This is a genomic window from Sphingomonas sp. M1A8_2b (assembly GCF_053345535.1).
Genome location: NZ_JBKFAH010000001.1, coordinates 1,476,135 through 1,499,939, shown reverse-complemented (window position 1 = coordinate 1,499,939; position 23,805 = coordinate 1,476,135). Strand labels below are relative to the sequence as shown.

The 23,805-nt window shown below is 67.7% G+C and carries 22 protein-coding genes and 1 tRNA gene; 20 read left to right on the top strand and 3 right to left on the bottom strand.

From position 1 onward, the window contains the following. The first annotated feature begins 66 nt into the window (after window positions 1-66). Window positions 67-1,380, top strand: coding sequence for a replication-associated recombination protein A (locus ACLBWL_RS06985; RefSeq protein WP_447791422.1), 1,314 nt, complete (start codon window positions 67-69; stop codon window positions 1,378-1,380). A gap of 78 nt (window positions 1,381-1,458) precedes the next feature. Then, the gene (locus ACLBWL_RS06980; protein WP_447791420.1) at window positions 1,459-2,379 is read left to right on the top strand and encodes a hypothetical protein; all 921 of its coding nucleotides are present in this window, start codon (window positions 1,459-1,461) and stop codon (window positions 2,377-2,379) included. Here ACLBWL_RS06980 and ACLBWL_RS06975 read toward each other — a convergent pair. Continuing rightward, entirely contained in the window at window positions 2,376-3,446 is a 1,071-nt protein-coding gene (locus tag ACLBWL_RS06975; protein ID WP_447791418.1) for an endonuclease/exonuclease/phosphatase family protein, read from the bottom strand. The two genes, ACLBWL_RS06980 and ACLBWL_RS06975, sit on opposite strands and share 4 nt — an antisense overlap. Before the next feature lie 157 nt (window positions 3,447-3,603). Between ACLBWL_RS06975 and ACLBWL_RS06970 the strand changes: the two genes are divergently transcribed. From ACLBWL_RS06970 to ACLBWL_RS06885, 18 genes are all read left to right on the top strand, one after another. After that, entirely contained in the window at window positions 3,604-4,377 is a 774-nt protein-coding gene (locus ACLBWL_RS06970; protein WP_447791416.1) for a COG4705 family protein, read from the top strand. A 24-nt stretch (window positions 4,378-4,401) separates the two neighbouring features. Beyond that, the gene (locus tag ACLBWL_RS06965) at window positions 4,402-5,292 is read left to right on the top strand and encodes a hypothetical protein (protein ID WP_447791414.1); all 891 of its coding nucleotides are present in this window, start codon (window positions 4,402-4,404) and stop codon (window positions 5,290-5,292) included. Window positions 5,293-5,341: 49 nt separating this feature from the next. Then, window positions 5,342-5,417, top strand: a tRNA-Thr gene (locus tag ACLBWL_RS06960). Between the two features lie 207 nt (window positions 5,418-5,624). After that, a complete protein-coding gene (locus ACLBWL_RS06955) occupies window positions 5,625-6,581 on the top strand; it encodes an alpha/beta hydrolase (protein WP_447791412.1) in 957 nt (318 codons plus the stop codon). Window positions 6,582-6,753: 172 nt separating this feature from the next. Beyond that, window positions 6,754-9,183, top strand: coding sequence for a glycoside hydrolase family 9 protein (locus ACLBWL_RS06950; RefSeq protein WP_447791410.1), 2,430 nt, complete (start codon window positions 6,754-6,756; stop codon window positions 9,181-9,183). Further along, window positions 9,183-10,070 carry an alpha/beta hydrolase gene (locus ACLBWL_RS06945; RefSeq protein ID WP_447791408.1) on the top strand — a complete coding sequence of 296 codons (888 nt, stop codon included), beginning with the start codon at window positions 9,183-9,185 and terminating at the stop codon, window positions 10,068-10,070. The genes ACLBWL_RS06950 and ACLBWL_RS06945 overlap by 1 nt, the downstream gene beginning before the upstream one ends. An 85-nt stretch (window positions 10,071-10,155) precedes the next feature. Next, a complete protein-coding gene (locus ACLBWL_RS06940; protein WP_447791406.1) occupies window positions 10,156-11,034 on the top strand; it encodes a type 1 glutamine amidotransferase in 879 nt (292 codons plus the stop codon). Between the two features lie 14 nt (window positions 11,035-11,048). Beyond that, the gene (locus ACLBWL_RS06935) at window positions 11,049-11,357 is read left to right on the top strand and encodes a hypothetical protein (RefSeq protein WP_447791405.1); all 309 of its coding nucleotides are present in this window, start codon (window positions 11,049-11,051) and stop codon (window positions 11,355-11,357) included. A gap of 109 nt (window positions 11,358-11,466) precedes the next feature. Continuing rightward, the gene (locus ACLBWL_RS06930; RefSeq protein ID WP_447791403.1) at window positions 11,467-12,162 is read left to right on the top strand and encodes an endonuclease/exonuclease/phosphatase family protein; all 696 of its coding nucleotides are present in this window, start codon (window positions 11,467-11,469) and stop codon (window positions 12,160-12,162) included. A gap of 36 nt (window positions 12,163-12,198) precedes the next feature. Next, window positions 12,199-14,487 (top strand): patatin-like protein, encoded by a 2,289-nt coding sequence (locus ACLBWL_RS06925; RefSeq protein ID WP_447791401.1) that lies wholly within the window; start codon window positions 12,199-12,201, stop codon window positions 14,485-14,487. Between the two features lie 104 nt (window positions 14,488-14,591). After that, entirely contained in the window at window positions 14,592-14,945 is a 354-nt protein-coding gene (locus tag ACLBWL_RS06920; protein WP_447791399.1) for a LapA family protein, read from the top strand. Beyond that, window positions 14,942-15,616: an orotidine-5'-phosphate decarboxylase gene (pyrF, locus tag ACLBWL_RS06915; protein WP_447791397.1), complete on the top strand. Its 675-nt coding sequence runs from the start codon at window positions 14,942-14,944 to the stop codon at window positions 15,614-15,616. The genes ACLBWL_RS06920 and pyrF overlap by 4 nt, the downstream gene beginning before the upstream one ends. 42 nt (window positions 15,617-15,658) lie before the next feature. After that, window positions 15,659-16,294 carry a phosphoribosylanthranilate isomerase gene (locus tag ACLBWL_RS06910; RefSeq protein ID WP_447791395.1) on the top strand — a complete coding sequence of 212 codons (636 nt, stop codon included), beginning with the start codon at window positions 15,659-15,661 and terminating at the stop codon, window positions 16,292-16,294. Between the two features lie 161 nt (window positions 16,295-16,455). After that, complete coding sequence (trpB, locus tag ACLBWL_RS06905) at window positions 16,456-17,694, top strand: tryptophan synthase subunit beta (protein WP_447791393.1); 1,239 nt, start codon at window positions 16,456-16,458, stop codon at window positions 17,692-17,694. Between the two features lie 124 nt (window positions 17,695-17,818). Beyond that, on the top strand, window positions 17,819-18,646 hold the full coding sequence (gene trpA / locus ACLBWL_RS06900; protein WP_447791391.1) for a tryptophan synthase subunit alpha: 828 nt from the start codon (window positions 17,819-17,821) through the stop codon (window positions 18,644-18,646). Further along, window positions 18,643-19,494, top strand: a complete 852-nt coding sequence (gene accD, locus ACLBWL_RS06895) for an acetyl-CoA carboxylase, carboxyltransferase subunit beta (protein ID WP_447791389.1) — start codon at window positions 18,643-18,645, stop codon at window positions 19,492-19,494. Before trpA ends, accD begins: the two co-directional genes overlap by 4 nt. 116 nt (window positions 19,495-19,610) lie before the next feature. Continuing rightward, window positions 19,611-20,924: a bifunctional folylpolyglutamate synthase/dihydrofolate synthase gene (locus tag ACLBWL_RS06890; RefSeq protein ID WP_447791387.1), complete on the top strand. Its 1,314-nt coding sequence runs from the start codon at window positions 19,611-19,613 to the stop codon at window positions 20,922-20,924. Window positions 20,925-20,992: 68 nt separating this feature from the next. Continuing rightward, window positions 20,993-21,421 (top strand): DUF6628 family protein, encoded by a 429-nt coding sequence (locus ACLBWL_RS06885; protein WP_447791385.1) that lies wholly within the window; start codon window positions 20,993-20,995, stop codon window positions 21,419-21,421. A gap of 60 nt (window positions 21,422-21,481) precedes the next feature. Here ACLBWL_RS06885 and ACLBWL_RS06880 read toward each other — a convergent pair whose 3' ends face one another. Continuing rightward, the gene (locus ACLBWL_RS06880; RefSeq protein WP_447791383.1) at window positions 21,482-23,140 is read right to left on the bottom strand and encodes an inorganic phosphate transporter; all 1,659 of its coding nucleotides are present in this window, start codon (window positions 23,138-23,140) and stop codon (window positions 21,482-21,484) included. A 140-nt stretch (window positions 23,141-23,280) separates the two neighbouring features. After that, window positions 23,281-23,610, bottom strand: coding sequence for a UrcA family protein (locus ACLBWL_RS06875; protein ID WP_447791381.1), 330 nt, complete (start codon window positions 23,608-23,610; stop codon window positions 23,281-23,283). Window positions 23,611-23,805 lie beyond the last annotated feature (195 nt).

Here is a 23,805-nt window from a genome sequence, read left to right as displayed (position 1 = left end):
TCGGCGACTGCCGTGCGCCGCAGTATAGCCCGCTGCGCCCCCTCGATCCGTGGAACCCGAGACCCGATGTCCGACACGCTCTTCAGCGCCAACGCACCGCGGCCCCTCGCGGAAATCCTGCGCCCGCGCCGGTTTTCGGACATCATCGGCCAGGAGCACCTCGTCGGCCCCGAGGGCGCGCTCGCGCGGATGATCGCGGCCAAGCGGCTGTCGTCGTTCATCCTCTGGGGTCCGCCCGGGGTCGGCAAGACGACGATCGCGCGGCTGATGGCGGACGAGGTCGGCTACAATTTCATCCAGTTGTCGGCGGTGTCGACCGGCATCGCCGATCTGCGCAAGGCGCTCGCCGAGGCCACGCGGCTGCGCGAATCGGCGTCGAAACCGACCGTCGCGTTCGTCGACGAGCTCCATCGGTTCTCGCGGCCGGTGCAGGACGCGCTGCTCCCCGCGGTCGAGGACGGGACGATCGTGCTGATCGGCGCGACCACCGAGAATCCGAGCTTCAGCCTGGTATCCGCACTGTTGTCGCGCGCGAAGGTCTACACGCTCAACCGCCTGGCCGCCGCCGACCTGCACCGCGTGATCGCGCGGGCGGAAGCGCATTTCGAACGCCCGCTGCCGCTCACCGACGATGCGCGCGACGCGCTGGTGGCGATGGCGGACGGCGATGCGCGTTATCTGCTCGGGCTGTGCGAGGATATCGTCGCGACCGATCACCCGTCCGATCTCGATACGATCGCGCTGGCCACCTTGGTGCAGCAACGCGCGCCGCTCTACGACAAGGGGCAGGAAGAGCATTTCAACCTGCTCAGCTGCTTTCACAAGAGCCTGCGCGGCAGCGATCCCGATGCGGCGCTGTACTGGGCGGCGCGGATGATCGCCGGCGGCGAGGACCCATCCGTGGTGTTTCGCCGGCTGTGCTGCGCGGCGTCGGAGGATGTCGGGATGGCCGATCCGCAGGCGCTGGTCCAGGTGATGAGCGCGTGGCAGGCGTTCGAGCGCGTCGGTCTGCCCGAGGCGCGGTTGTTCCTCGCGCAGGCGATCAACTACGTGGCGACCGCACCGAAATCCAACGCCTCGTACCGCGCGTTCGACAAGGCCAGCGCGCTGGCAAAATCGACCGGCTCGATCGCGCCACCCAAACGCATCCTCAACGCGCCGACCAAGCTGATGAAGGAACTCGGCTACCACGACGGCTATCGCTACGACCACGATCACCCCGATGCGTTCGCGGGGCAGAGCTTCTTTCCCGACGAACTCGGCGGGCACGATCATCCGGTGCTCTACGAACCCAACGAGCGTGGGTTCGAACGCGACGTGAAGAAGCGCCTCGAATTCTGGAACCGCCGCCGCCAACAAACGCCGCCGACCAAGGACTGACGCATGATGGAAGGGCGATGACGGCCGATCGTCGCTGCGATGCGTTGGGATGGCGTATCCCTTCAGTCGAGAACCATCATGTCCCTCACCGACACCGCCCGCGACTATTCATCGCGCGACGCGACCATCGCGATCAACAGCTATACCACGGTCCTTCGGCGGCCCGGCGTGCCACACGAGGTGTTCGCGACGTACTGGCGCGATGTGCACGGCCCGCTGTGCTCGCGCATTCCGGGGCTCGGCTGGTACGTCCAGACGCATCTGAACCGCGAGCAGGACGCGCATCTCTGGCCGGCAATCGACGGTATCGTGCCGTTCGACGACTATGTGCTCGATGGCGGCGTCGAGATCGGCTTCGCGTCCGCCGACGACCAAGCCAAATTCAACGATGCCTGCCCGATCCTGTTCGCCGACGAACAGAACATGTTCGCGGCGACCGTGGCCTATGCGCTGCCGCACGGCTCGCGGACGCTGGTCGACCGCGCACCGGATCCGATCCCCAGCGGCGATGACGGCCTTGACCGCCTCCACGTGCATTTCGGCGCGCGCCTTGACGACGCGGCAGGCTTTGGTGCGGCCATGACGCGGTTTGCCGAGACGCTGGCCGGCGACCCGGCGCTGCTGAAGGTCCGGCTGCATCTGCCCGAGCGCTACGACAATGCGGAGCCCGCCCCGCCGGCACCGAACGTCGACCACACCGTACCGCCCGAACGCGCCTCGGTGGCGATCCTCGACATCGCCTTCGCCACCCCGATGACGCGCCGCGCCTTCTACGCGTCCGGCATTTTCCAGCGCGCGGCCGAAGATCTGAAAGCGCATGTCGCGCATGCGTCGGCGTTCGCGGTCAGCGGGGTCTACACCTATGTCCGCGACGGCGCGCTGACGGTCGCGGGCCTGCGCGGCAGCCGCCCGGCTCAGCTCATCGAACGGCTCGGCGCCGCCAACCAGGTCGCCGACGACGCGCGCCACCTGCTCTTCACGGGCAACCTCAAGGACTAGGCGCGGGCCGCGACACCCTTTGCCCGGCGGCTGGCCAGCGTGCTGCCGGGCGCGGGATGCTTGGCGAGACCGTCGATCTCATAGCGCACCATCACGCCGATATGATCCGACAGCATCGCGTTGTCTGGACCGCGACCGAACGGTGCGCTGAGCGCGAGCGGCCGGATCGCGACGCTGGTAGACGGACGGTACATAAGGAAGTCCTTCGCGCGACCGGTCGAGAAGGCGATGTCGGCCGGCTGCGTCACCAGGCAGGTCCGCGACTCCCGGCACTTCAGCGATCCGCCGGTCAGCGCCGCCGGTCCGCCGAACATATGCTGCGCGAAATAGGCGCGCCGCGCGACATCGCGACCGACGTTGAAGTCGCCCGCGACCAGCATCGTCCCGCCGGGCCGCGCCACCGAGTCGATGAAGCCGCTGAGGATGTCGATCTGGCGCCGATACGCATAGAGCGCGCGCGGTTCGGACACGCCGGTCGCGCCGTTCGAATTGAGATGCGTGTCGATCACGGTGACGGGCCCTGCGACGCCGGGCACCGCGATCAGCGCCGCCATCGCGCCCTTGTTCGCGAGGCAGTCATAGCCCGCACAGACCGGATAGCTGATCCGCCGCACCGCCAGGATCGGGTAGTCGGAGAAGATCGCGAGGCCGCTGCCGACATGCTTGCCGACCCGCTCGCCGCGCAGCATGCTGCCGTCGGCGACGAACTGCCGATCGGCCGGGGTTACCGGGTCCGCGGTCGCCTCGGCCGGCGCGCCGAACGCGACGTAGCGATAGCCCGCCGCGGCACCGATCGCCTTGGCATCGGGGACGAACGATTCCTGCAACGCGACGATCCCGGGTTGCCGCCCCTCGGCGCGCATCGTGCGAAGCTGCGCGGCGATCGCCGACAACGCGCTGGATCGGTCCTCCGCGACCGGCCAGGGCACGCCGTGGACGTTGTAGGTCATCACCGACACGCTCGTGCCGGGCGCGGTCATCGCGGCGGGGGGCGCCACGGCGGCGGGCGCAGCGCTTCCGACCAGCGCCGCGATACCGACACCCAAACTCGCGATCCGTACCGACATCGTGCGATCTCCTGCTGTCCGATTCCTGGACGAGACGTCGCCGCCGCATCGATTCCGCATGTCCCAATCGAAACTTCCGCACTTTCCGCGTCTCCCAACTGCGGACCAGGCGTCTCCCCGGCGTCTCCCAAGCAACACACAGGGGAATACCAGCATCATGACGGCTCGCGATCGCACCACGCTCGCCCAGGATCTGGCCAAGGTGCCGGCGGTGACGACGGCGTTCTGGATCATCAAGATCCTCGCCACCACGCTCGGCGAAACCGCGGGCGACACGGTCAGCATGTCGATGAACCTCGGCTATCTGACCGCCACGGTCTTTTTCCTGGCGATCCTCGCGCTGCTGGTGTGGCGACAGGTCGCGGCGGACCGCTATCGCCCGGCGCTCTACTGGGCGACGATCATTGCCTCGACGACCGCGGGCACGACGATGGCGGACTTCGCGACGCGGTCGCTCGGCATCGGCTACGTCGGCGGATCGCTGCTCCTGCTCGGCTGCGTCGTCGCGTCGCTGGCACTGTGGCATAACCGGCTTGGCTCGGTGTCGGTCGCGACCGTGCACGAACCCCGCGCCGAACTGTTCTACTGGCTGACGATCACATTTTCGCAGACGCTCGGCACGGCGCTCGGCGACTGGACTGCGGATACCGGCGGACTCGGGTACGGCGGTGCCGCGATCCTGTTCGGCATCGTGCTCGCGGGGATCGCGGCACTGTATCTGTGGACGGCGGTCGACCGGGTTCTCCTGTTCTGGAGCGCGTTCATCCTCACCCGCCCGCTCGGCGCCGCGGTCGGCGACTTCCTTGACAAGCCGCTTGATCACGGCGGGCTCGCGTTCAGCCGACCCTATGCGTCCGCGGTGCTGGTGATCGCGATCGTCGTCCTGGTGCTGCTCAAGCCCTTGTACCCGTCCGGACGCCGCGCCACCTGAGCCGCGATGCCGAGCCCGCCGCCTGTGACGACCGAAGCCGGCGAAGCGACGCGCTTCACCCGGTTCACCGCGATCGACTGGTCGGGTGCGCAGGGCCATCGCCACAAGGGTATTGCGGTCGCGACGTGCGGGATCGGCGATGCTGCGCCGGTGCTGGTATCGCCCTCCGAGGCTGCAGCTTGGTCGCGCGCGGACGTGCTCGACTGGCTGCTCGACCAGCGCAATTCGGCGATGCTGATCGGCCTCGATCTGTCACCCGCCTTCCCGTTCGTCGATCACGGCGACTATTTCCCCGGCTGGCAGGACAGCCCCGCCGATCCGCGCGCGTTGTGGGACCTGGTCGAGACGCTGGCGGCGCACGCGCCGCATCTTGCGGTCGATCCGGTCCTGCGCGATCCCGAGATTCGTCGCCATTTCCGCCAGCACCGCGATTGCGGCGATCTGTTCGCGGGCGGCGCAGGGCGGATGCGCGTGTGCGAGCTGGGGCAGCGCGCGATGGGGTTTTCGCCGACGAGCTGCTTCAACCTCGTCGGCGCGGCGCAGGTCGGTAAATCGAGCCTGACGGGCATGCGCGTGTTGCACCGGCTGGCGGGGCGGATCCCGGTCTGGCCGTTCGACCCGCTGCCCGACCACGGTCCGGCGATCGTCGAAATCTACACCACCATCGCCGCACGCGCCGCCGGCATCCGCAAGGGCCTGAGCAAGATGCGCGACGCCGCCGCGCTCGACGCGGCGCTTGCGGGTCTTGGCAGCGACCCGCACGCGCCGCTGCCGCGCTATGACGATCACGCCACCGATGCGATCCTCACCGCGGCGTGGTTGCGCGCGAACGCCGATCGCGCCGATCTCTGGGCCCCGGCCGCGATGACACACGATATCGCCCGCACCGAGGGCTGGACCTTCGGCGTTTCTTGAAGCATTGGGGCGCAACGCCGCGGATGCCTCATGTCCGCCGCATACGTGGGCCGGTTTAGCTCAGTTGGTAGAGCGCCAGTTTTGTAAACTGGATGTCGCGGGTTCGATTCCTGCAACCGGCACCATCCCCCCTCACGATCCTGTCGATTCCAACGAGCTCCCCTCACAGTTCGCTTCACCTGCGTTACGATAGCGCTATACTCGATAGCCACTCGAAATCGTCGTGATGCAGACCAAGCCAAGTAACGCACCGCGGTAAAACTATGATTTGCATGATGGTAGCGCTCTCTTTATCGTCGTTACCAATAACGATAAAACATGGGAGAGCGATCATGGTACACGTGATGAGCAACAAGACGCGTGGGGGCGTTCGCGGCCGACTGTCGCGCCTCGGTCTGGCTGCGGCGATGATTCTGGCGACTCCGGTCCAAGCGCAGTCCGACCAGATGACCCCGATCGCGATTCCCGCGCAGACCGACGCGATCGTTCTCGGCACCGGCAAGCTGCCCGGCGCGACCGCTCCCGAAGCCTGGCACAGCCAATATGGCAGCGTGTTCGCGCGCAACGTCTCGATCGCCACGCTGACCCCGTTCCTGCCCGATCCGACCAAGGCGACCGGCACCGCGGTGATCGTCGCGCCGGGCGGCGGTTTCAAGACGCTGTCGATGGAAAACGAGGGCTATGACGTCGCGCGCGCGCTGGCCGCGAAGGGCGTCGCCGCGTTCGTGCTCAAATATCGCCTCAACCCGACGCCGGAGGCGATGCCCGCGTTCGAGAAATCGATGACCGCGATGTTCTCGTCGATCGCGCGGGCGCCCCGCGCCAAACCCGATGCGATGATCGCGGGACTCGCGCCGCAGATCGCCGATGCGCGGGCCGCCTTCGCGCTGGTCCGCAAACGCTCCGCCGAATGGCACGTCGATCCGACGCGGATCGGCATGGTCGGGTTCTCCGCTGGCGCGATGCTGACGATGGCGACGACCGTGGCGGGCGGCGATGCGAAGCCCGCGTTCATCGGCAACATCTATGGGCCGCTCGCGGCGATGACGGTGCCAGCCGGCGCCCCGCCGCTGTTCGTCGCACTCGCCGCGGACGATCCGTTCTTCGGCAATAGCGGGTTCGGGCTGATCGAAAGCTGGCATGCGGCCAAGCGCCCGGTCGAGTTCCACCTGTTCGAGCAAGGCGGCCACGGCTTCGGCATGTACCCCAAGACCACCACCAGCACCGGCTGGTTCGACGAGTTCACCCGCTGGATGGCGATGCACGACCTGCTCAAGCCCGCGAAGTAACCCCACCAAGACCTTGACTACCCGGCGGCCCCGCGAGCGCTCGATAGAAGCGCCGCCGCCGGACGAAACTGCAGACATCATCAGGGAGAGGCCTGTGCCAAGATCGGCGTTTATCGCTTTGCTCGCATCCGTCGGTGCGTGCGTCGTTCCAGCATTTTCCGGAGGCGCCGGAATGGCCTCCGCCCAATCGCTGACCGCGACGCCTGCCGGGACGCTGGAAACGCAGGGGCTGTCGGTGATCATCGACCAGAACCAGTTCAGCCCGATCTTCTTCGACGAGAAGAATGCGGGGATCCAGATCGTCCTGCACGGCAATCGCCTCGCGACCGACGGCGCCGTGCGGCTCGATCCCACCCCCGAACAATGGGCGCGTGTTCCCGCGTTCGTCAGCCGCACCAAGGGCAGCGAACCCAACCAGATCGTCGTCCGCTCGACCTACAAGGACGTGAACCTCGCTTATGCGGTGAAGGTGACGGCTGAGGGCGATGGCTTCCGGATCGCGGTCGATCTCGACCAGCCGTTACCCGCCAGCCTCGCGGGCAAGGCGGGCTTCAACCTCGATTTCCTGCCGACCGCCTATTTCGGCAAGACCTACCTGATGGATGCCGCGCCGGGCCTGTTCCCGCGCCATCCGACCGGACCGATGGCGAAGGACGGCTCGGGCGATCCGCTGCCGATGGCGAGTGGCGGCAAGTCGGTCACGCTGTCGCCCGAGGATCCGCTGACCCGCGTGACGATCACCTCGGATCAGGGGCCGTTGTCGCTCTACGACGCGCGCAATCGTGCGCAGAACGGCTGGTTCGTCGTCCGCTCGATGATCGCGGCGGGGGCGAAGGAGAACGCGGTCGTTTGGCATGTTCGGCCCAACGTCGTGAAGAACTGGGTGCGCGAGCCGGTCGTGTCGTTCAATCAGGCGGGCTATACGCCGAACCGGCCCAAGATCGCGCTGATCGAGCTCGATCCCAAGTTCAAGGCGCCCGCGGACGCCGCACTCGTCAGGCTTACCGCCGATGGCGGCCAGCAGACCGTGCTGCGCGCCCGGACGCAATCGCGCGGCCGTTGGACGCGCTACGATTACGCGGCGTTCGATTTCTCCAAGGTGCGCGAGCCCGGCATCTACGCGATTTCGTACGCAGGCAAGACGACCAACCCGTTCCGGATCGCCGCCGACGCGTATGACCGGATCTGGCAGACCTCGCTCGACACCTTCATCGCCGAACAGATGGATCATGTCGGCATCAAGGAACAGTACCGCGTCTGGTCGGCGCCATCGCATCTCGACGACGCACGACAGGCACCGCCGAACATCACCCATTTCGACGGCTACAAGATGGGCGCGACCCTCGACTCCCCGTTCAAGGCGGGCGAGCACATCCCGGGCCTCGCGGTCGGCGGTTTTCAGGATGCCGGCGACTACGACATCCAGACTCCCGAGAACGCCTCGGTGGTGCGCGATCTCGTCTGGGCGCGCGAGTTGTTCGGGCTCGACTGGGACGAGACCAGCGTCGACGGGGCCGCGCGGGCGGTCGAGATCCGCAAGCCGGACGGCGTCGAGGACGCGGTCCAGCAGATCCGCCACGGCACGCTCCAGCTGCTCGCGCAGTACAAGGTGTTCGGCCACGCGATCGTCGGCATCGTCGACCCGGCGCTGCGCCAATACGCGCATCTCGGCGAAGCGGGATCGCAGACCGATGGCCTGCTCTACGACGCCGCGCTGAAGCCGACCGAGCGCAAGGGTGGCACGTCGGGCGCTCCCGATGATCGCTGGGCGTTCACCACCGACCTGCCCGCCAACAATTTGCTCGTCGCCGCCGCGCTCGCCGCCTCGTCGCGCGCACTGGCGTCGAGCGATCCGGCGATGGCTAAGGATGCGCTCACCGCCGCGACGGCGATGTGGGCGAAACAGCAGCGTGGCATCGCCAAGTCGGGCGACGGTCGCGACGATTCCTCCTCGCCGCGCTCGGCCGAGGCGGCGAACGTCGCGGCGACGATCGAACTGCTGATCACCAGCAGGGGCGACAAGGCCTATGCCGATCGCCTGCGCCAGTTGCTACCCGTGATCCGCCAGAATTTCGGCTGGATCGGCGGCGTCGCGGTGCGGGCGATCCCGTTCATGGATGCGGACTATCGCGCGCAGCTCGCGCCGCTGGTCCAGCAGTTCAAGGCGAAGGCCGACGGCGACCGGGCGCGCAACCCGTTCGGCGTGCCGATCAGCGACGGCTCCTGGGCCGGATCGAACCAGGTCGTCAGCTTCGGCACGTCGATGTACCTGATGCACAAGGCGTTCCCCGAGCTGATCGGCACGGGCTATACGCTCGATGCGCTAGACTATGTGCTTGGGCGCCACCCCGCCAATAACCTGTCGCTGGTGTCGACCGTCGGCACCGACTCGAAGCTGATCGGCTACGGTCACAACCGCGCCGACTACAGCTTCATCCCGGGCGGGATGGTGCCGGGCGTGCTGATCGTCAAACCCGACTTTCCCGAGTTGAAGACCGACTGGCCGTTCCTGTGGTTCGAGAACGAATACACTGTCAGCACGACCTCGGCCTATATCCTCGCCGCGCGCGCCGCGATGGCGGCGGCGGCGGAAGCCAAGTGATGCGCGCCCTCTGGGCGATCGCGGCGCTGGTCATCGCGGTACCGGCGGCGGCACAGGACCCCGCGCCGGTGCCGGCCCCGACCTATCGGTCGATCCCGCTCTGGCCGAACGGCGCGCCTGGATCGACGGGACGCCGCAAGGAGGCCGAGATCGGCCGCGACTATTGGGTCCGCAACATCCACGATCCGTCGCTGATCGCCTTCCCCGCCGCGCCCGCGCACCGCAACGGCGCGGCGATCGTCGTCATCCCCGGCGGCGGCCACAAGCTGCTCGTCTGGACCAACGAGGGGACGAAGGTCGCCACCGCGCTCAACCGCATGGGCGTCACCGCGTTCGTCCTGAAGTACCGGTTGGCGAACGAACCGGGCTCGCACTATTCGGTCGAGGGCGACGCTGCCGACGATGCACGGCGCGCCGTGCGCTGGGTCCGCGCCCACGCCGCCGACTACGGGATCGATCCGCACCGCGTCGGCGCGATGGGCTTTTCCGCAGGCGGCGAACTCGTGTCGCTGATCGCCGACAATCCCGAGCCGCCCGCCCGGCCCGCGGTCGACTCGATCGACCGCCAGTCCGCCCGCCCCGATTTCCAGGTCCTGGTGTTCCCCGGACCGCGTGGCATCCCGGCAAAGGCGATCGCGACCGCGCCACCCGCGTTCCTGATCGCCGGCAGCCGCGACGCCTGTTGTGCCGCACCGCCGGTCGCGCTCTACGAACAATTGCGCAAGGCGGGTATCTCGGCCGAGCTGCACATGTATGCGGACAGCGATCACGCATTCAATCTCGACGAGTCCGACCGCATCTCGATCCTGCACTGGCCCGACCGACTGAACGACTGGCTCGCCGATAGCGGCTGGCTGTCCCCCAAACCTGCGGCACCGCAGAAGTAGCGCGATCCATATTTGTTCGCGAGCGCGCGGACCAAACGCCGGGCCATGCGTTGGGGGATGTCTGATACTGGACGAAGGACGCAGCGTGCCGCATTTTCTCGTCGCCGAGAGCGAAACCGCCGACGAGCGTGACGCGCGCCGCCAGCATACCGGCAAGAGTTCAGGCGAAAGCTACGCCGCCACGCTCGAACAGCTTCGTCCCGATGCCAGGATCACGATCGTCGCCCCGGCGGACGACGACGCGGAGGTCTACGACGCGACCGAAATCGCGGCGTTCGATGCGGTGTTCGTCACCGGCTCGCCGCTACATGTCTACGACGACACCCCCGAAGTCCGCCGCCAGTTGAGCTTCATGCGCAACGTCTTCGCATCGCGCACGCCGTCTTTCGGATCGTGCGCCGGCCTGCAACTCGCGGTGGCCGCAGCGGGCGGCTCGGTGCGGAAAATGCCCGGCAAGCTCGAGGCCGGGCTCGCCCGCAGGATCACGCCGACCGATGCGGGGCGCAGCCATCCGTTGCTCGCGGGCCGGGCGCCCAGCTGGGATGCGCCCGCGATTCACGGCGACGAGGTCGAGCGCCTCCCCGACGATGCCACCCTGCTCGCGAGCAACGTCGTGACGACCATCCAGGCGGCGGAAATACGCCACGACGGCGGGATCTTCTGGGGCGTGCAATATCATCCCGAACTTGCGCCCGGCGAGATCGCGGTGGCGCTACGTCGACAGTCCGACGATCTGATCGAGGCGGGTCTGGCAGACACGCCCGAGGACGTCGAACGCCGCGCCGCGCAACTCGACGCGCTGCACGACGACCCCGATCGCCGGTCGGTCCTGTGGGCGCTCGGCGTCGACAAGGAGTTCGCGCAGGAAGCGAGTCGGCGGATCGAGCTGACCAACTTCCTCGATCATTTCGTCGCCGCGGCGAGCGCCGATCGTTCGGATCACCCCACCCCCCTTCCCGCCTAACCCAAGGAGTTCCCATGCCCACGACCCTCAAAGCCAAGTTCGACACCCGCCGCGAAGCCGAGATGACCGTCGAACGTCTCGTCCAGGAGCAGCATATCGAGCGGACCGACATCTTCATCACCACCGACGGCCCCGCCAACAGTGCCGGCAGCGAGACGGCGGGCGCGGACACCGAAGGCCAGGACCCCTCGCCCGCATCGCGCGACGACGCGGCGCTGGAGGACAAGATCGTCGTGTCGGTCGACATCGCGGACGAGGCCAAGGCCGCCGAGGTCAAGGCCGCGTTCGCCGAGTTCGACGCGAGCGACGTCGCGCAAGGCTGAACGCGCGGGCCGACGCGGGTCGATCCCGCGTCGGCCCGCGTACCGCTTTGTCGTTTCGCAGGCATGACGCCGCAACCCATTTCCCGGACGCCGCGTTAAGCCCCCACGCATGATCAAGGTCGCCAGCTACAATATCCACAAGGGCATCGGGCTCGACCGTCGGCGCAATCCCGAGCGCGTGGTCGAGGTGTTGCGCGAAATCGATGCCGACGTGATCGCGCTGCAGGAGGCGGATCGACGTTTCGGCGCCAAGGCCTGCGTCCTCCCGCACCATCTTCTCGACGACCATAGCGACTGGAAACCGGTCGATTTCGGCCTGCGCGCGCTCAGCATGGGGTGGCACGGCAACGTCATCCTCGTCCGCAAGTCGGCGCGCATCGTCGCGAGCGAACCGCTGCACCTGCCCGCGCTCGAGCCCCGCGGTGCGGTGATGGCGGACGTCCAGCTTGGCGGCGTCACGCTGCGCGTCCTCGGCATGCATCTCGATCTGTCGGGGCTGTGGCGCCGCAAGCAGGCGGCCGCGATCATGAACCATGTCGATACCTGCGCGCACCGCCATCCGACCGTGATGATGGGCGATCTCAACGAATGGAGTGCAGGTGCGGGGTGCCTGCGCGATTTCGGGCGCGACTATGCGTTCGCCGAGACCGGCGCGAGCTTCCATTCCAGGCGGGCGATCGCACGGCTCGACCGGATCATGGTCTCGCGCGACTTGCACGTCGCCGACTGCGGCGTGCATGCAAGCCCGGCGGCGCGGAAGGCATCGGATCATCTGCCGATCTGGGCTATTCTGGAGCCGACATAAGCGCGATGCGGACGACGATGCAGGACGGGATCTAGGATGCGCGAGAAGGAACTGCGGCTGGCGCTCGTCTGCTATGGCGGGATCAGCCTGGCGGTATACATGCACGGCATCACCAAGGAGATCTGGCGCCTCGTCTGCGCGAGCCGTGCGTTCCACGACGGCGAAGCGCCGGTTGGCGGCAGCCAGGGCGTCTATCACGCGCTGCTCCAGGAAATCGAGGAGCACGCGTCGATCCGCGTGCGCGTGCTCGCCGACATCATCGCTGGCGCGAGCGCGGGCGGAATCAACGGCATCTTCCTCGCGCAGGCGATCGCCACCGGCCAGAGCCTCGATCCGCTGACCGACCTCTGGATGACCTCGGCCGATGTCGAGGCGCTGATCGATACCGAAGCAGCACCGAAATCGCGGCTGTCGAAGGTCTGGGCGATGCCGCTCGCATGGATGGCGGCGGGACGCAGCACCGACAAGGTCGACGAACTCGACGAGCCGACGCGCGAGGAGGTGCGGACGAAACTGTCGCATTTCATCCGCTCGCGCTGGTTCGAACCGCCGTTCGGGGGCAAGACCTTCACCAACCTGCTGCTCGACGCGTTCGATGCGATGGCGGCGAGCACGCGCGGCCCCCGCCTGTTGCCGCCCGGACAGCCGCTCGACCTGTTCGTGACCGTCACCGATTTCTCCGGCCATCCCGAGCGGTTGCAGCTCAACTCGCCCGCCGAGGTGGTCGAGACCGAGCATCGGCTGGTGGTCGACTTCACCGACAATGGCGGCGCGACCGATACACTTGCGCCGCGGGCGGAACTCGCGTTCGCGGCCCGCGCGACGTCGAGTTTCCCCGGCGCGTTCCCGCCGTTCACCGTCGCGGAACTCGATACCGTGCTTGAGACCCGCAAGATCGCATGGCCTGGGCGTGGCGCCTTTCTCAAGCGCGTTCTGCCGCGCCATGCTGCGGCGAAGGCGGCGGAGACCGCGGTGCTGATCGACGGATCGGTGCTCGCCAACGCGCCGTTCCGGCCCGCGCTCGATGCGCTCAAGGAACGGCCTGCGCGGCGCCAGATCGACCGTCGCTTCATCTACATCGACCCCTCACCCGGTATCAAGCTGCGGCTCAATCGCGGCGAAGGCACGCCGGGTTTTTTCCAGACGATCATCGCCGCGATCAGCGACATCCCCCGCCAGCAGCCGATCCGCGACAATCTGGAGGCGATCGCCGAACGCTCTGCGCGGATCGATCGGATGCGCGGGATCGTCACTGCGATTCGCCCCGATGTCGAGGCCGATGTCGAATCGCTGTTCGGCCACACGCTGTTTCTCGACCGCCCGACCGCTCCCCGGCTGATCGCGTGGCGCAGGCGTGCGCAAAAGGCGGCCGCGTCGAAGGCAGGGTACGGCTTCGTCGCCTACGGGCACGTCAAACGCAGTGCGGTGATCGAAACGATGGCCAGCCTGCTGTTTCACGCGGGCCGTCATCATCGTCCACGCCGCCTTGCCCAGATCAGGTCGGCGATCGTGGCGAGCGTCGTCGCGACCGGCGCCGATCAGCTGGGCTCGAACTATCCCGGCGGTGCCAGCCCCGCGTCGATCGCGTTCCTGCGCACCTTCGACATCGGCTTTCGCATCCGCCGCTTGCGGTTGATGGCGCGCCGGCTGGCCGAGGTCGAGACGCAGGCCGACGAGCCCGAACTCGCCCCGATGCGCGACGCGATCTACGAATCGCTGTCGCCGTATCTCGATCGGATGCGCGGCGAGATGCATGCCGGGCAGCACGACGCGGTCCGCGCGATGCGCGGCGATGCGATCGAGGTGCTGGCGACGCTCGGCCGGACGTTCGACCTCGACCGGCTCGATGCGGAGACCGACCAGCGTCTCGCCGCGGCGTTCGCGCAACTCGCCAAGCCCGCCCGCCGCGCGATGTTGCTCGCCTATCTCGGCTTTCCGTATTTCGACACGGCGACGCTGCCGCTGCTGCAGGGCGAAGGACTCGACGAGTTCGATCCGATCAAGGTCGACCGGATCGCCCCCGACGACGCCACCGCGATCCGCTCGGGGGGTGCCGACGCGACGTTGAAGGGGATTCAGTTCGGTACGTTCGGCGCGTTCTTCAGCCGCGCCTACCGCGAGAACGACTATCTCTGGGGCCGCCTGCACGGCGCGGAACGGATGATCGACATCACCGTCTCGACGCTGCCGAAGACGGTACGGATGAAGCCCGGTCGCGTCGCCGCGATCAAGCGCGCCGCGTTCGTCGCGATCCTCGACGAGGAGGAACCCCGGCTCACCGCGATCCTGCCGCTGATCGCGCAGATCAGGACCGAAATCGGCTGAAACCCGGCTTGTTTGGCACAAGACTGGCCAAACCGGCCGCTTGGCGGTAGCTCTGGCACACCCATCGGCGCTTCGGCGCGGAGGGACGCGATAGAGGTGGCCGCATGCAGTTCCTGAAAATCCTGTTCTGGTGTCTGTTGGCGTTCATCGCCGCAGTCTTCACGATCTCGAACTGGAACGCCGTCCAGATCCAGCTTTGGGGTGGGCTGATCGCCGACGTGAACCTGCCGCTGCTGCTGTTCGTCACGTTCCTGATCGGGTTCGTGCCGACGATGCTGTACAACCACGCGATCCGGTGGCGGCTGCGGCAGCGGCTCGCGACGTGCGAGCGCTCGCTCGCCGAACTGCGCACGCCGCGGCCCGAGCCGGTGACGTTCGCGCCCGCCGAAGCGCCGGTCGATCCGCTCCATCCCTACGCCAGCGTGCCGACCGCGACGCCGCCGGGCTCGCTCCTGTGAGCAGCCGGATCTACGTCGCGCTCGACACGCCCGATCTGGCGAAGGCAAAGGCGATCGCATCGCGCGTTCGTCATCACGTCGGCGGGATCAAGCTGGGCCTCGAGTTCTTCTCCGCGCACGGCCAGTCGGGCGTTCATGCGATGGCGGAACTCGGCCTGCCGATCTTCCTCGACCTGAAGCTGCACGACATCCCCAACACCGTCGCCAAGGCGGTACAGGCGCTCGGCGTGCTGAAACCCGCGATCCTCACCGTCCATGCGAGCGGCGGGCGGGCGATGCTCGAGGATGCCAAGGCGGCCGCGCCGATCGGCACGAAGGTGATCGCGGTGACGATGCTCACCAGCCTCGACGCAGCCGACCTCGCCGCGACCGGCGTCGTCGGCAGCGCGCACGACCAGGTCACGCGGTTGACGCAACTCGCCTGCGAGGCGGGGGTCGACGGCATCGTCTGCTCGGGCGCGGAGGTCGCGGCGGCGAAGAAGATCTGGCCGAAGGGGTTCTTTGTCGTTCCCGGCGTGCGCCTGCCGGATGGTCATATCGGCGACCAGAAACGCGTCGTCACCCCGCGCCAGGCAGTGGATGCGGGCGCTTCGATCCTGGTGATCGGCCGCCCGATCACGCAAGCCGAAGATCCCGACACCGCCGCCCGCGCAATGGCCGCGACGCTCTAGATACGCGCTCTCGCCCCTCGATAGAGCGGCTTAGGAACCAGCATGACCACCGCCAAGATCTGCGGCCTCTCCACCCCCGCGACGCTGGATGCGGCGATCAAGCACGGCGCGAGCCATGTCGGGTTCGTGTTCTTCCCCGCCTCGCCACGCCACGTGACGTTCGCGAAGGTGGCCGAACTCGCCGCACGCGTACCGGAGCATGTCGCGAAGGTCGGCGTGTTCGTCGATCCCGAGGACGAGATGCTCGAACAGGCGGTCGGCTCGGCCGCGCTCGACGTCTTGCAACTCCACAAGGTGACACCCGCGCGGGCCGCGGCGATCCGCGCGAAGTTCGGGGTCGAGACCTGGGTCGCGGTCGCGGTCCGCACGCGCGGCGACCTGGAGGCGGCGCACGGATTTGCCGGGGTCGCGGACCGAATACTCTATGACGCCAAGACCCCCGACTCGGCCGCATTGCCGGGTGGCATGGGCTTGCGGTTCGACTGGGATCTGCTTGACGGCTTCAGGCATCCGCTACCCTGGGCGCTGTCGGGCGGACTCGATTCGGCGAACGTGGCCGAGGCGATCCGCCGCACCAGCGCGGACCTGGTTGACGTGTCGTCGGGGGTCGAAAGCGAGCCCGGTACCAAGGACGAAACCAGGATCGCGTCGTTTCTGAAGGCGGTCGCCACGCGCTAGCACCACCCCGGCGAAGGCCGGGCCCCAATTGGCCAGGTCGAGGTCACGGAGCATCCGACCCGCCAAAAAGCCTTTCCCAATTGGGCCCCGGCCTCCGCCGGGGTGGTGCCCGATAACACGGAAGGGGTGACAGCGATTTACGAAGTGCTAAACGCCCCTGCATGAACGCTCCCCTCGCCCCCAACTCCTACCGCGCCCAGCCCGACGAGCGCGGCCATTTCGGCGATTTCGGCGGACGCTATGTCGCCGAGACGCTGATGCCGCTCGTCCTCGAACTCGACGAGGCGTATCGCGCCGCCAAGGCCGACCCCGCCTTCAAGGCGCAGTTCGACGACCTGCTCGAACATTATGTCGGCCGGCCGAGCCCACTCTACTACGCCGAACGGCTGACAGAGGCTTTGCGCGAGTCCGCCCCCGAGGGGATGGGTGCGCAGGTCTGGTTCAAGCGCGACGAGCTCAATCACACCGGCGCGCACAAGATCAACAACTGCATCGGCCAGATCCTGCTCGCGATGCGGATGGGCAAGACGCGGATCATCGCCGAGACCGGCGCGGGCCAGCACGGCGTCGCCACCGCCACGGTCTGCGCGCGCTTCGGCCTGCCCTGCGTGATCTACATGGGCGCCAAGGACGTCGAGCGTCAGGCACCCAACGTGTTCCGCATGAAGCTGCTCGGCGCCGAAGTCCGCCCCGTGACGAGCGGCGCGCACACGTTGAAGGACGCGATGAACGAGGGCATGCGCGACTGGGTCGCCAACGTCCACGACACCTTCTACATCATCGGCACCGCCGCCGGCCCGCATCCGTATCCGGAGATGGTCCGCGATTTCCAGAGCGTTATCGGCACCGAAGCGCGCGCGCAGATGCTGGCGCGCGTCGGTCGCCTGCCCGACATGCTTGTGGCGGCGATCGGTGGCGGCTCGAACGCGATCGGGTTGTTCCATCCGTTTCTTGACGATGCCGACGTGCAGATGCTCGGCGTCGAAGCAGCAGGCCACGGCCTCGACAAGGAACATGCGGCGAGCCTCGCGGGCGGCTTCCCCGGCGTGCTCCACGGCAACAAGACCTATCTGTTGCAGGACGAGGACGGCCAGATCACCGAGGCGCATTCGATCTCGGCCGGGCTCGATTACCCGGGGATCGGTCCCGAGCACGCGTGGCTCCGTGACATCGGCCGCGTGCAATATGACAGCGCGACCGACCAGGAGGCGCTCGACGCGTTCCAGCTGCTGTGCCGGACCGAGGGCATCATCCCCGCGCTGGAGCCATCGCACGCGATCGCGACGGTGACGAAGAAGGCGCGCGAGATGCGGCAGGACCAGATCATCCTCGCCAACCTGTGCGGCCGCGGCGACAAGGACATCTTCACCGTCGCCGAAGCGCTCGGGGTGGCGATATGATCGCACTTCTGCTCCCCTCCCGCTTGCGGGAGGGGTCGGGGGAGGGCCTGTTCGCTCCTCAGACCTTGGACGTGCGGCTATGTCAGCCCCTCCCCCAACCCCTCCCGCAGGCGGGAGGGGAGCTTTGAGCCGCCTCGCCGCCACCTTCGCGCGCACCGCCGCCGCCGGCCGCGCCGCGCTCGTCGCGTTCATCACCGCGGGTGATCCGACCACCGAGGCGACCGGCCCGATCCTCGACGCGCTCGTCGCGGGCGGCGCGGATGCGATCGAGCTCGGCATGCCGTTCACCGATCCGATGGCCGACGGCCCCGCGATCCAGGCCGCGAACATCCGCAGCCTCGCGCAAGGGACCCGCACCGCCGATATCCTCGCGACCGCAACCGCGTTCCGCACGCGCCACCCCGACGTGCCGCTCGTCCTGATGGGCTACGGCAACCCGATGCTCCGCCGCGGCGCGGACTGGTTCGCGCAGGCTGCTGCTGCTGCCGGTGTAGACGGCGTGATCTGCGTCGACGTACCGCCCGAGGAAGACGACGCGCTTGGGCCTCAGTTGCGTGCCGCCGGGATCGATCTGATCCGCCTCGCCACGCCGACGACTGACGCCGCCCGCCTGCCGACCGTGCTCGATGGCGCCAGCGGGTTCCTGTATTACGTCTCGGTCGCCGGCATCACCGGGCTCCAGCAGGCGCAGCAATCCTCGATCGAGGACGCCGTTGCTCGCCTGAAGTCGCAAACCGACATCCCGATCGCAGTCGGCTTCGGCATCCGCACCCCCGAGCAGGCGGCGAACGTCGCGCGCGTCGCCGACGGCGTCGTCGTCGGCTCGGCAATCGTCGAACTCGTCGCACAGCACGGTGCCGCTGCGGCCGAGCCGGTCCGCGCCTATATCAAGTCTCTCGCCGATGCCGTCGCATCCGCACGAAAGGTCGCCCCTATGGAGATTGGCGCATGAGCTGGCTCAACAGCGTCCGCAACGTCCTGCCCTTCGTCGCGAAGCGCGAGACGCCCGAGAATCTTTGGCACAAGTGCAAGGGCTGCGGGCAGATGGTTTTCATCAAGGAGCTGGAGGACAATCTCCACGTCTGCCCGAAATGCGATCATCACGACCGCATCGGCCCGAAGATCCGCTTCGCGCAACTGTTCGACGAAGGCAGCTGCAACGAGATTCCAGCGCCGAAAGTGCCCGAGGATCCGCTGAAATTCCGCGACCAGAAGCGCTATACCGATCGTCTGAAGGCGGCGAGGACGGACAGCAGCGAACAGGATGCGCTGGTCAACGCACGTGGGAGCATCGACGGCCACCGCGTGGTCGTCGGCGTACAGGATTTCGGCTTCATGGGCGGCTCGATGGGCCTCGCGGTCGGCGAGGCGTTCGTGCGCGGCGTCGAGGCGGCGATCGAGGACCGGGTGCCGTACGTGATCTTCACCGCATCGGGCGGCGCGCGGATGCAGGAGGGTATCCTCAGCCTCATGCAGATGCCGCGCAGCACCGTCGCGATCCAGATGCTCCACGATGCCGGCCTGCCGTATATCGTCGTGCTCACCGATCCGACCTCGGGCGGCGTGATGGCGGCCTATGCGATGCTCGGCGACGTCCAGATCGCTGAGCCCAAGGCAACGCTGGCGTTCACCGGCCGCCGCGTGATCGAGAGCACCATTCGCGAAAAGCTGCCCGAGGATTTCCAGACGTCGGAATATTATCTCGAACACGGGATGATCGACATGGTCGTCCACCGGAAGGACCTGCGCGAACAGCTCGGTACGGTGATCGGGTATCTGAGCGCACGCGAAGCGGCGTAATCGCTACTCCCTCTCCCCTCCGGGGAGAGGGTCGGGGTGAGGGGCAGCCAAGCAGTACGCCGCCCGGAACAGCCCCTCACCCCAGCCCTCTCCCCGGAGGGGAGAGGGAGCCAAGAATGTCCGACCACGCCGTTTCCTCGTCCCCCGCAGTGCAAGCACAGCTCGATCGACTGACCGCGCTCTCCCCCGGCGCCGATATCCTCGGCCTCGAGCGCATCACTGCACTCCTCGCGCGCCTGGGCGACCCGCACCTCGATCTCCCCCCCGTGTTCCACGTCGCCGGCACCAACGGCAAGGGCTCGACCTGCGCCTTCCTCCGCGCCGCGATCGAAGCCGCCGGGCACAGCGTCCACGTCTATTCCTCGCCGCACCTCGTCCGCTTCAACGAACGCATCCGCATCGCCGGCAACCTGATCGATGACGACCTGCTCGCCGCGCTGCTGGAGGAGGTCCTCGACCAAGCCGCAGACCTGCAAGCCAGCTTCTTCGAGGTCACCACCGCCGTCGCCTTCCTGGCCTTCGCGCGCACGCCCGCCGCCGCGACGATCGTCGAGGTCGGCCTGGGCGGCAGGCTCGACGCGACCAACGTCATTCCGAACCCGGTCGTCACCGGCATCGCCGCACTCGGCATCGATCACCAGTCGTTCCTCGGGAATACGCTGCTGGAGATCGCCGGCGAAAAGGCAGGCATCGCCAAGCCCGGCGTACCGCTGGTGACGATGGACTACCCCAAGGCCATCCGCGCCAGGATCGCCGCCATCGCCGAAGCCGCCGGTGCCCCCGTCGTCGCCCGCGGCACCGCGTGGACCAGCGAAACGGCGCGCTCGACCGTGCGCTACAAGGACACCGGCTTCTCGGTCGTCACCAACCGCCCCCACCTCGTCGGCGCGCACCAGTCGCGCAATCTCGCGCTCGCGATCGCGATGCTGCGTCACCAGGGCGCGCTCCACATCCCCGAAGCCGCGATGCGCGCCGCCGCCGACTGGGCGCACTGGTCCGCGCGGATGCAGCGCCTGTCGCACGGCCCGCTGGTCGCGCGGCTTCCCGCAGGCAGCGAACTCTGGCTCGACGGCGCGCACAATCCTAACGCCGCCAAGCCCGTCGCATCCGCCTTGCGCCGGATCGCGCAGGGACGCCCCGTCACGCTCGTCATGGGAATGCTGGCGAACAAGGACGCCGACGCCGTTGTCCGCATCCTGTCGCCATCGCTGGCACGCATCCTCGCGATCCCCGTCGAAGGCCATGCGCATCATTCTCCGCAAGTCCTGGTCGAGATCGCCGCACGCTACGGCGTTCCCGGCGATGTCGCATCGGGCATCGCCGACGCGCTCGATCGCCTGTCGCAGCAGGGCCCGTGCATCGTGCTGATCGCCGGTTCGCTCTACATTGCAGGCGAAGCGCTTGTCGGGAACGACCAACTGCCCGACTGAGCTCTTATTGCTATTGACTATCAATAACCAACAGGCGAGTTTGGCGCGACCACCACGGAGTCGCGTGAATGACCGATGTTCGAACCGCCACCGCCCTCCTCCCGCATGCGCTGCCGGAGTGCGAAAACGCGCGGGTCGCGCTGTTTGCGATGCGGCGAATGGGCGCGAACGGCCTTGCCGACGCGCGCGCCGCGCACACCCTGTTCACCGCGTTCGGGCAGAGCTTTCGGCGGCCGCTCGTCCTGTTGCGTGCGCTGATGGCGGACCTCGCGGGCACGGCCTCGGGGACGATCGCGATCGCGCCGTGCTGCTGCGCGCGGATGACGCCGGCCGAAGCGGCGATGCTGGCGATCCTCGCACGCATCGAGACAGCACCCGAGGCCGCCCGCCTCCTGATGTCGGACTTGCTCGGCGTACGCCGCGTCGATGGCGTCCTGGCGAGCGCAGCCGCCGTCGCCGCAGCCTTCGCCGACGAAGGCCGCCCCGTCACCGCGTGAGGCGCCCCACCTCGATCACGTCGGCCATAGCGATGAACGTATCGCGCGCGCGGTTTGCGCTCAATACCCCAGCGCGTGCGCCAGCATCAGCAGCAGCCAGTATAAGCCGCCCGACAGCAGCATCGCCACCGGCAGCGTCATGATCCACGCCAGCGCCATGTTCATCACCGTACGGCGCTGCAACCCGGCCCCGTTGGCGACACTGGCGCCCGCGACGCCCGACGACAGGATATGCGTGGTCGACACCGGCAGGCCGTAGCGGACCGCCAGCAGAATCGTCGCCGCCGCGACCAGCTCGGCCGAGGCGCCCATCCCGTAGGTCAGATGCGACTTGCCGATCTTCGAGCCGACCGTGACGACGATCCGCTTCCAGCCGACCATCGTGCCAAGCCCGAGCGCCAGCGCGACCGAGATCTTCACCCAGGTCGGGATATAGCGCGTGCCCTGCTCGAGCTGCCCGCTATAGCTTTTGAGCGTCGTGATCTCCTGTGCGGTGAAGCGGCTCTGCGCGGCCGGATCGACGGCGATGAGCTTGGTCGTATCGAGCAACAGGTACATATCGTTGCGCAGGTTCGGCGTCGCCGCAGCGGGCACCTTGCCGAGCGAGCCATAGCCCGCGATCCGCGTCGACACGTCGTCCGACAGCGTCGACAGCGCGCCATAGACCACCGGATCGGCGACCTGCTTGCTCTTCAACGCGCGCGTGACTTCGGTGCGCGCGGCGGCGACGGTCGCGGGCGCGCCATTGGCATGGGCGACGAAGGCCGACGACGCGTCGCGCGCGATCTGGACGAATGCCGGGGTCGCGCTCTCGGGCATCGTCCGGTTCAGTGCATAGGCGGTCGGCGCGCAGCCGATCAGGATGAGCATGATCAGCCCCATCCCCTTCTGCCCATCGTTGCTGCCATGCGCGAAGCTGACCGCGGTACACGTCCCGATCAGCAGCGCGCGGATGCCGCGCGGCGGCGGGGCCGCGTCCTTGGGCGCCTCGTACAGTTCGGGATCGCTGACGAAGAGCTTCATCACCAGCAGCAGCAACAGCGCGCCGACAAACCCGACGAGCGGGCTGAACGCGAGCGCCGAGAGCACTTTCCAGACCTGCGCCATGTCGACACCCGAGGTACCGTCCGCACCGCCCTTGATCATCTGATTGGCGAGGCCGACGCCGAGGATCGACCCGATCAGCGCATGGCTCGACGAATTGGGCAGACCTGCCGCCCAGGTCGCGAGGTTCCACACGATCGCCGCGAGCAGCAGTGCGAAGATCATCGCGAACCCGCCGACGCTGCCGACGTTGAGGATGAGGTCGACCGGCAACAGCGTGATGATCGCATAGGCGACCGCGCCCGACGACAGCATCACGCCAAGGAAATTGCACAGTCCCGACCACACGACCGCGAGCGGCGCGGGCATCGAATGCGTGTAGATGACGGTGGCGACCGCATTGGCGGTATCGTGGAAGCCGTTGACGAACTCGAACCCCAGCGCGATCAGCAGCGCGAGCGCCAGGAACGCGAACGCGCCGCCGGCCAGCGTCTCGCCGACCTGCGCGGTGTCGGTCGCGATGCTGAACCCCGCATAGGCGAGCCCACCGATCAGGACGGCAAGGAATATCCAGCGACCGGACGGATGGATCGCATGATCGAGCTTCGGGCCTGACGGCGCGGGCTTCGGGCTAGCGATCGATTCGCCCCTGTCGGCCGTGGTCGCGTCGGGCATCAATGTTGAACTAGCCATATTGGTCTGCAATCGGCCCTTACCATGACAATCTTATGACAGTCGCGGAACAAGCCACAAGACGTCCCCGCGCGACATCTACCGAAGTGGGGCGGCGACGTCACCGCCCCATCCATCCCGGCTCAGCGCGCTGCGCCGAGGCTGGCCAACTGCGTACCATCGCGACCGACCATCTTGGCCAGCTTGGTGGTGGCATCGTCGGTCATTTCCCGGCGGCATTGCTGCGAGTCGGCCAGTGCGACGAGGCCAGCGGTCTGCGGCGCACACGCGCTGCTGATCGCGGATGCCATGCGGTGCTGGAATGCCGTCCGTCCTGCGTCGGTAGTCAGGTCGAGCCCGGCATACGACACGCGAATCGAGACAGGCTCGCGCGCGGGACTGGCCGAGACGCCGGTCGAAAACAGGCACGCGGCGGCGATCGCCGCCGAAGCGACGCTGATCGAAATCTTCATGATGTGTTCCTCAAATGGTCCTGCGGTCCGCACGCGCGATCGCCTGCGGGCGACGGCGCTTGCCCATCGGGAGCCCTTTCTGGATGCGGCTTCTCCAACGGCGAACCACGTCGCTGCGCACCCCCTAGGCGCGTTCCATGACGCCCGCGTGTCGCTTTCGCGACGTTTCGGCGGTTGCCCGATCGCGCCGCGTTC

Bases quoted from the DNA above. Each gene is read 5' to 3' on its own strand.
- ACLBWL_RS06970 (WP_447791416.1), top strand. From the start codon at position 3,604: ATGACGGCTCGCGATCGCACCACGCTCGCCCAGGATCTGGCCAAGGTG.
- ACLBWL_RS06945 (WP_447791408.1), top strand. From the start codon at position 9,183: ATGCGCGCCCTCTGGGCGATCGCGGCGCTGGTCATCGCGGTACCGGCG.
- trpB (WP_447791393.1), top strand. From the start codon at position 16,456: ATGAACGCTCCCCTCGCCCCCAACTCCTACCGCGCCCAGCCCGACGAG.
- ACLBWL_RS06910 (WP_447791395.1), top strand. From the start codon at position 15,659: ATGACCACCGCCAAGATCTGCGGCCTCTCCACCCCCGCGACGCTGGAT.
- ACLBWL_RS06950 (WP_447791410.1), top strand. From the start codon at position 6,754: ATGGCCTCCGCCCAATCGCTGACCGCGACGCCTGCCGGGACGCTGGAA.
- ACLBWL_RS06875 (WP_447791381.1), bottom strand. From the start codon at position 23,610: ATGAAGATTTCGATCAGCGTCGCTTCGGCGGCGATCGCCGCCGCGTGC.
- ACLBWL_RS06890 (WP_447791387.1), top strand. From the start codon at position 19,611: ATGTCCGACCACGCCGTTTCCTCGTCCCCCGCAGTGCAAGCACAGCTC.
- ACLBWL_RS06955 (WP_447791412.1), top strand. From the start codon at position 5,625: ATGGTACACGTGATGAGCAACAAGACGCGTGGGGGCGTTCGCGGCCGA.
- ACLBWL_RS06880 (WP_447791383.1), bottom strand. From the start codon at position 23,140: ATGCCCGACGCGACCACGGCCGACAGGGGCGAATCGATCGCTAGCCCG.
- ACLBWL_RS06930 (WP_447791403.1), top strand. From the start codon at position 11,467: ATGATCAAGGTCGCCAGCTACAATATCCACAAGGGCATCGGGCTCGAC.
- ACLBWL_RS06975 (WP_447791418.1), bottom strand. From the start codon at position 3,446: ATGTCGGTACGGATCGCGAGTTTGGGTGTCGGTATCGCGGCGCTGGTC.
- ACLBWL_RS06985 (WP_447791422.1), top strand. From the start codon at position 67: ATGTCCGACACGCTCTTCAGCGCCAACGCACCGCGGCCCCTCGCGGAA.
- ACLBWL_RS06980 (WP_447791420.1), top strand. From the start codon at position 1,459: ATGTCCCTCACCGACACCGCCCGCGACTATTCATCGCGCGACGCGACC.
- ACLBWL_RS06920 (WP_447791399.1), top strand. From the start codon at position 14,592: ATGCAGTTCCTGAAAATCCTGTTCTGGTGTCTGTTGGCGTTCATCGCC.
- ACLBWL_RS06935 (WP_447791405.1), top strand. From the start codon at position 11,049: ATGCCCACGACCCTCAAAGCCAAGTTCGACACCCGCCGCGAAGCCGAG.
- accD (WP_447791389.1), top strand. From the start codon at position 18,643: ATGAGCTGGCTCAACAGCGTCCGCAACGTCCTGCCCTTCGTCGCGAAG.
- ACLBWL_RS06925 (WP_447791401.1), top strand. From the start codon at position 12,199: ATGCGCGAGAAGGAACTGCGGCTGGCGCTCGTCTGCTATGGCGGGATC.
- ACLBWL_RS06885 (WP_447791385.1), top strand. From the start codon at position 20,993: ATGACCGATGTTCGAACCGCCACCGCCCTCCTCCCGCATGCGCTGCCG.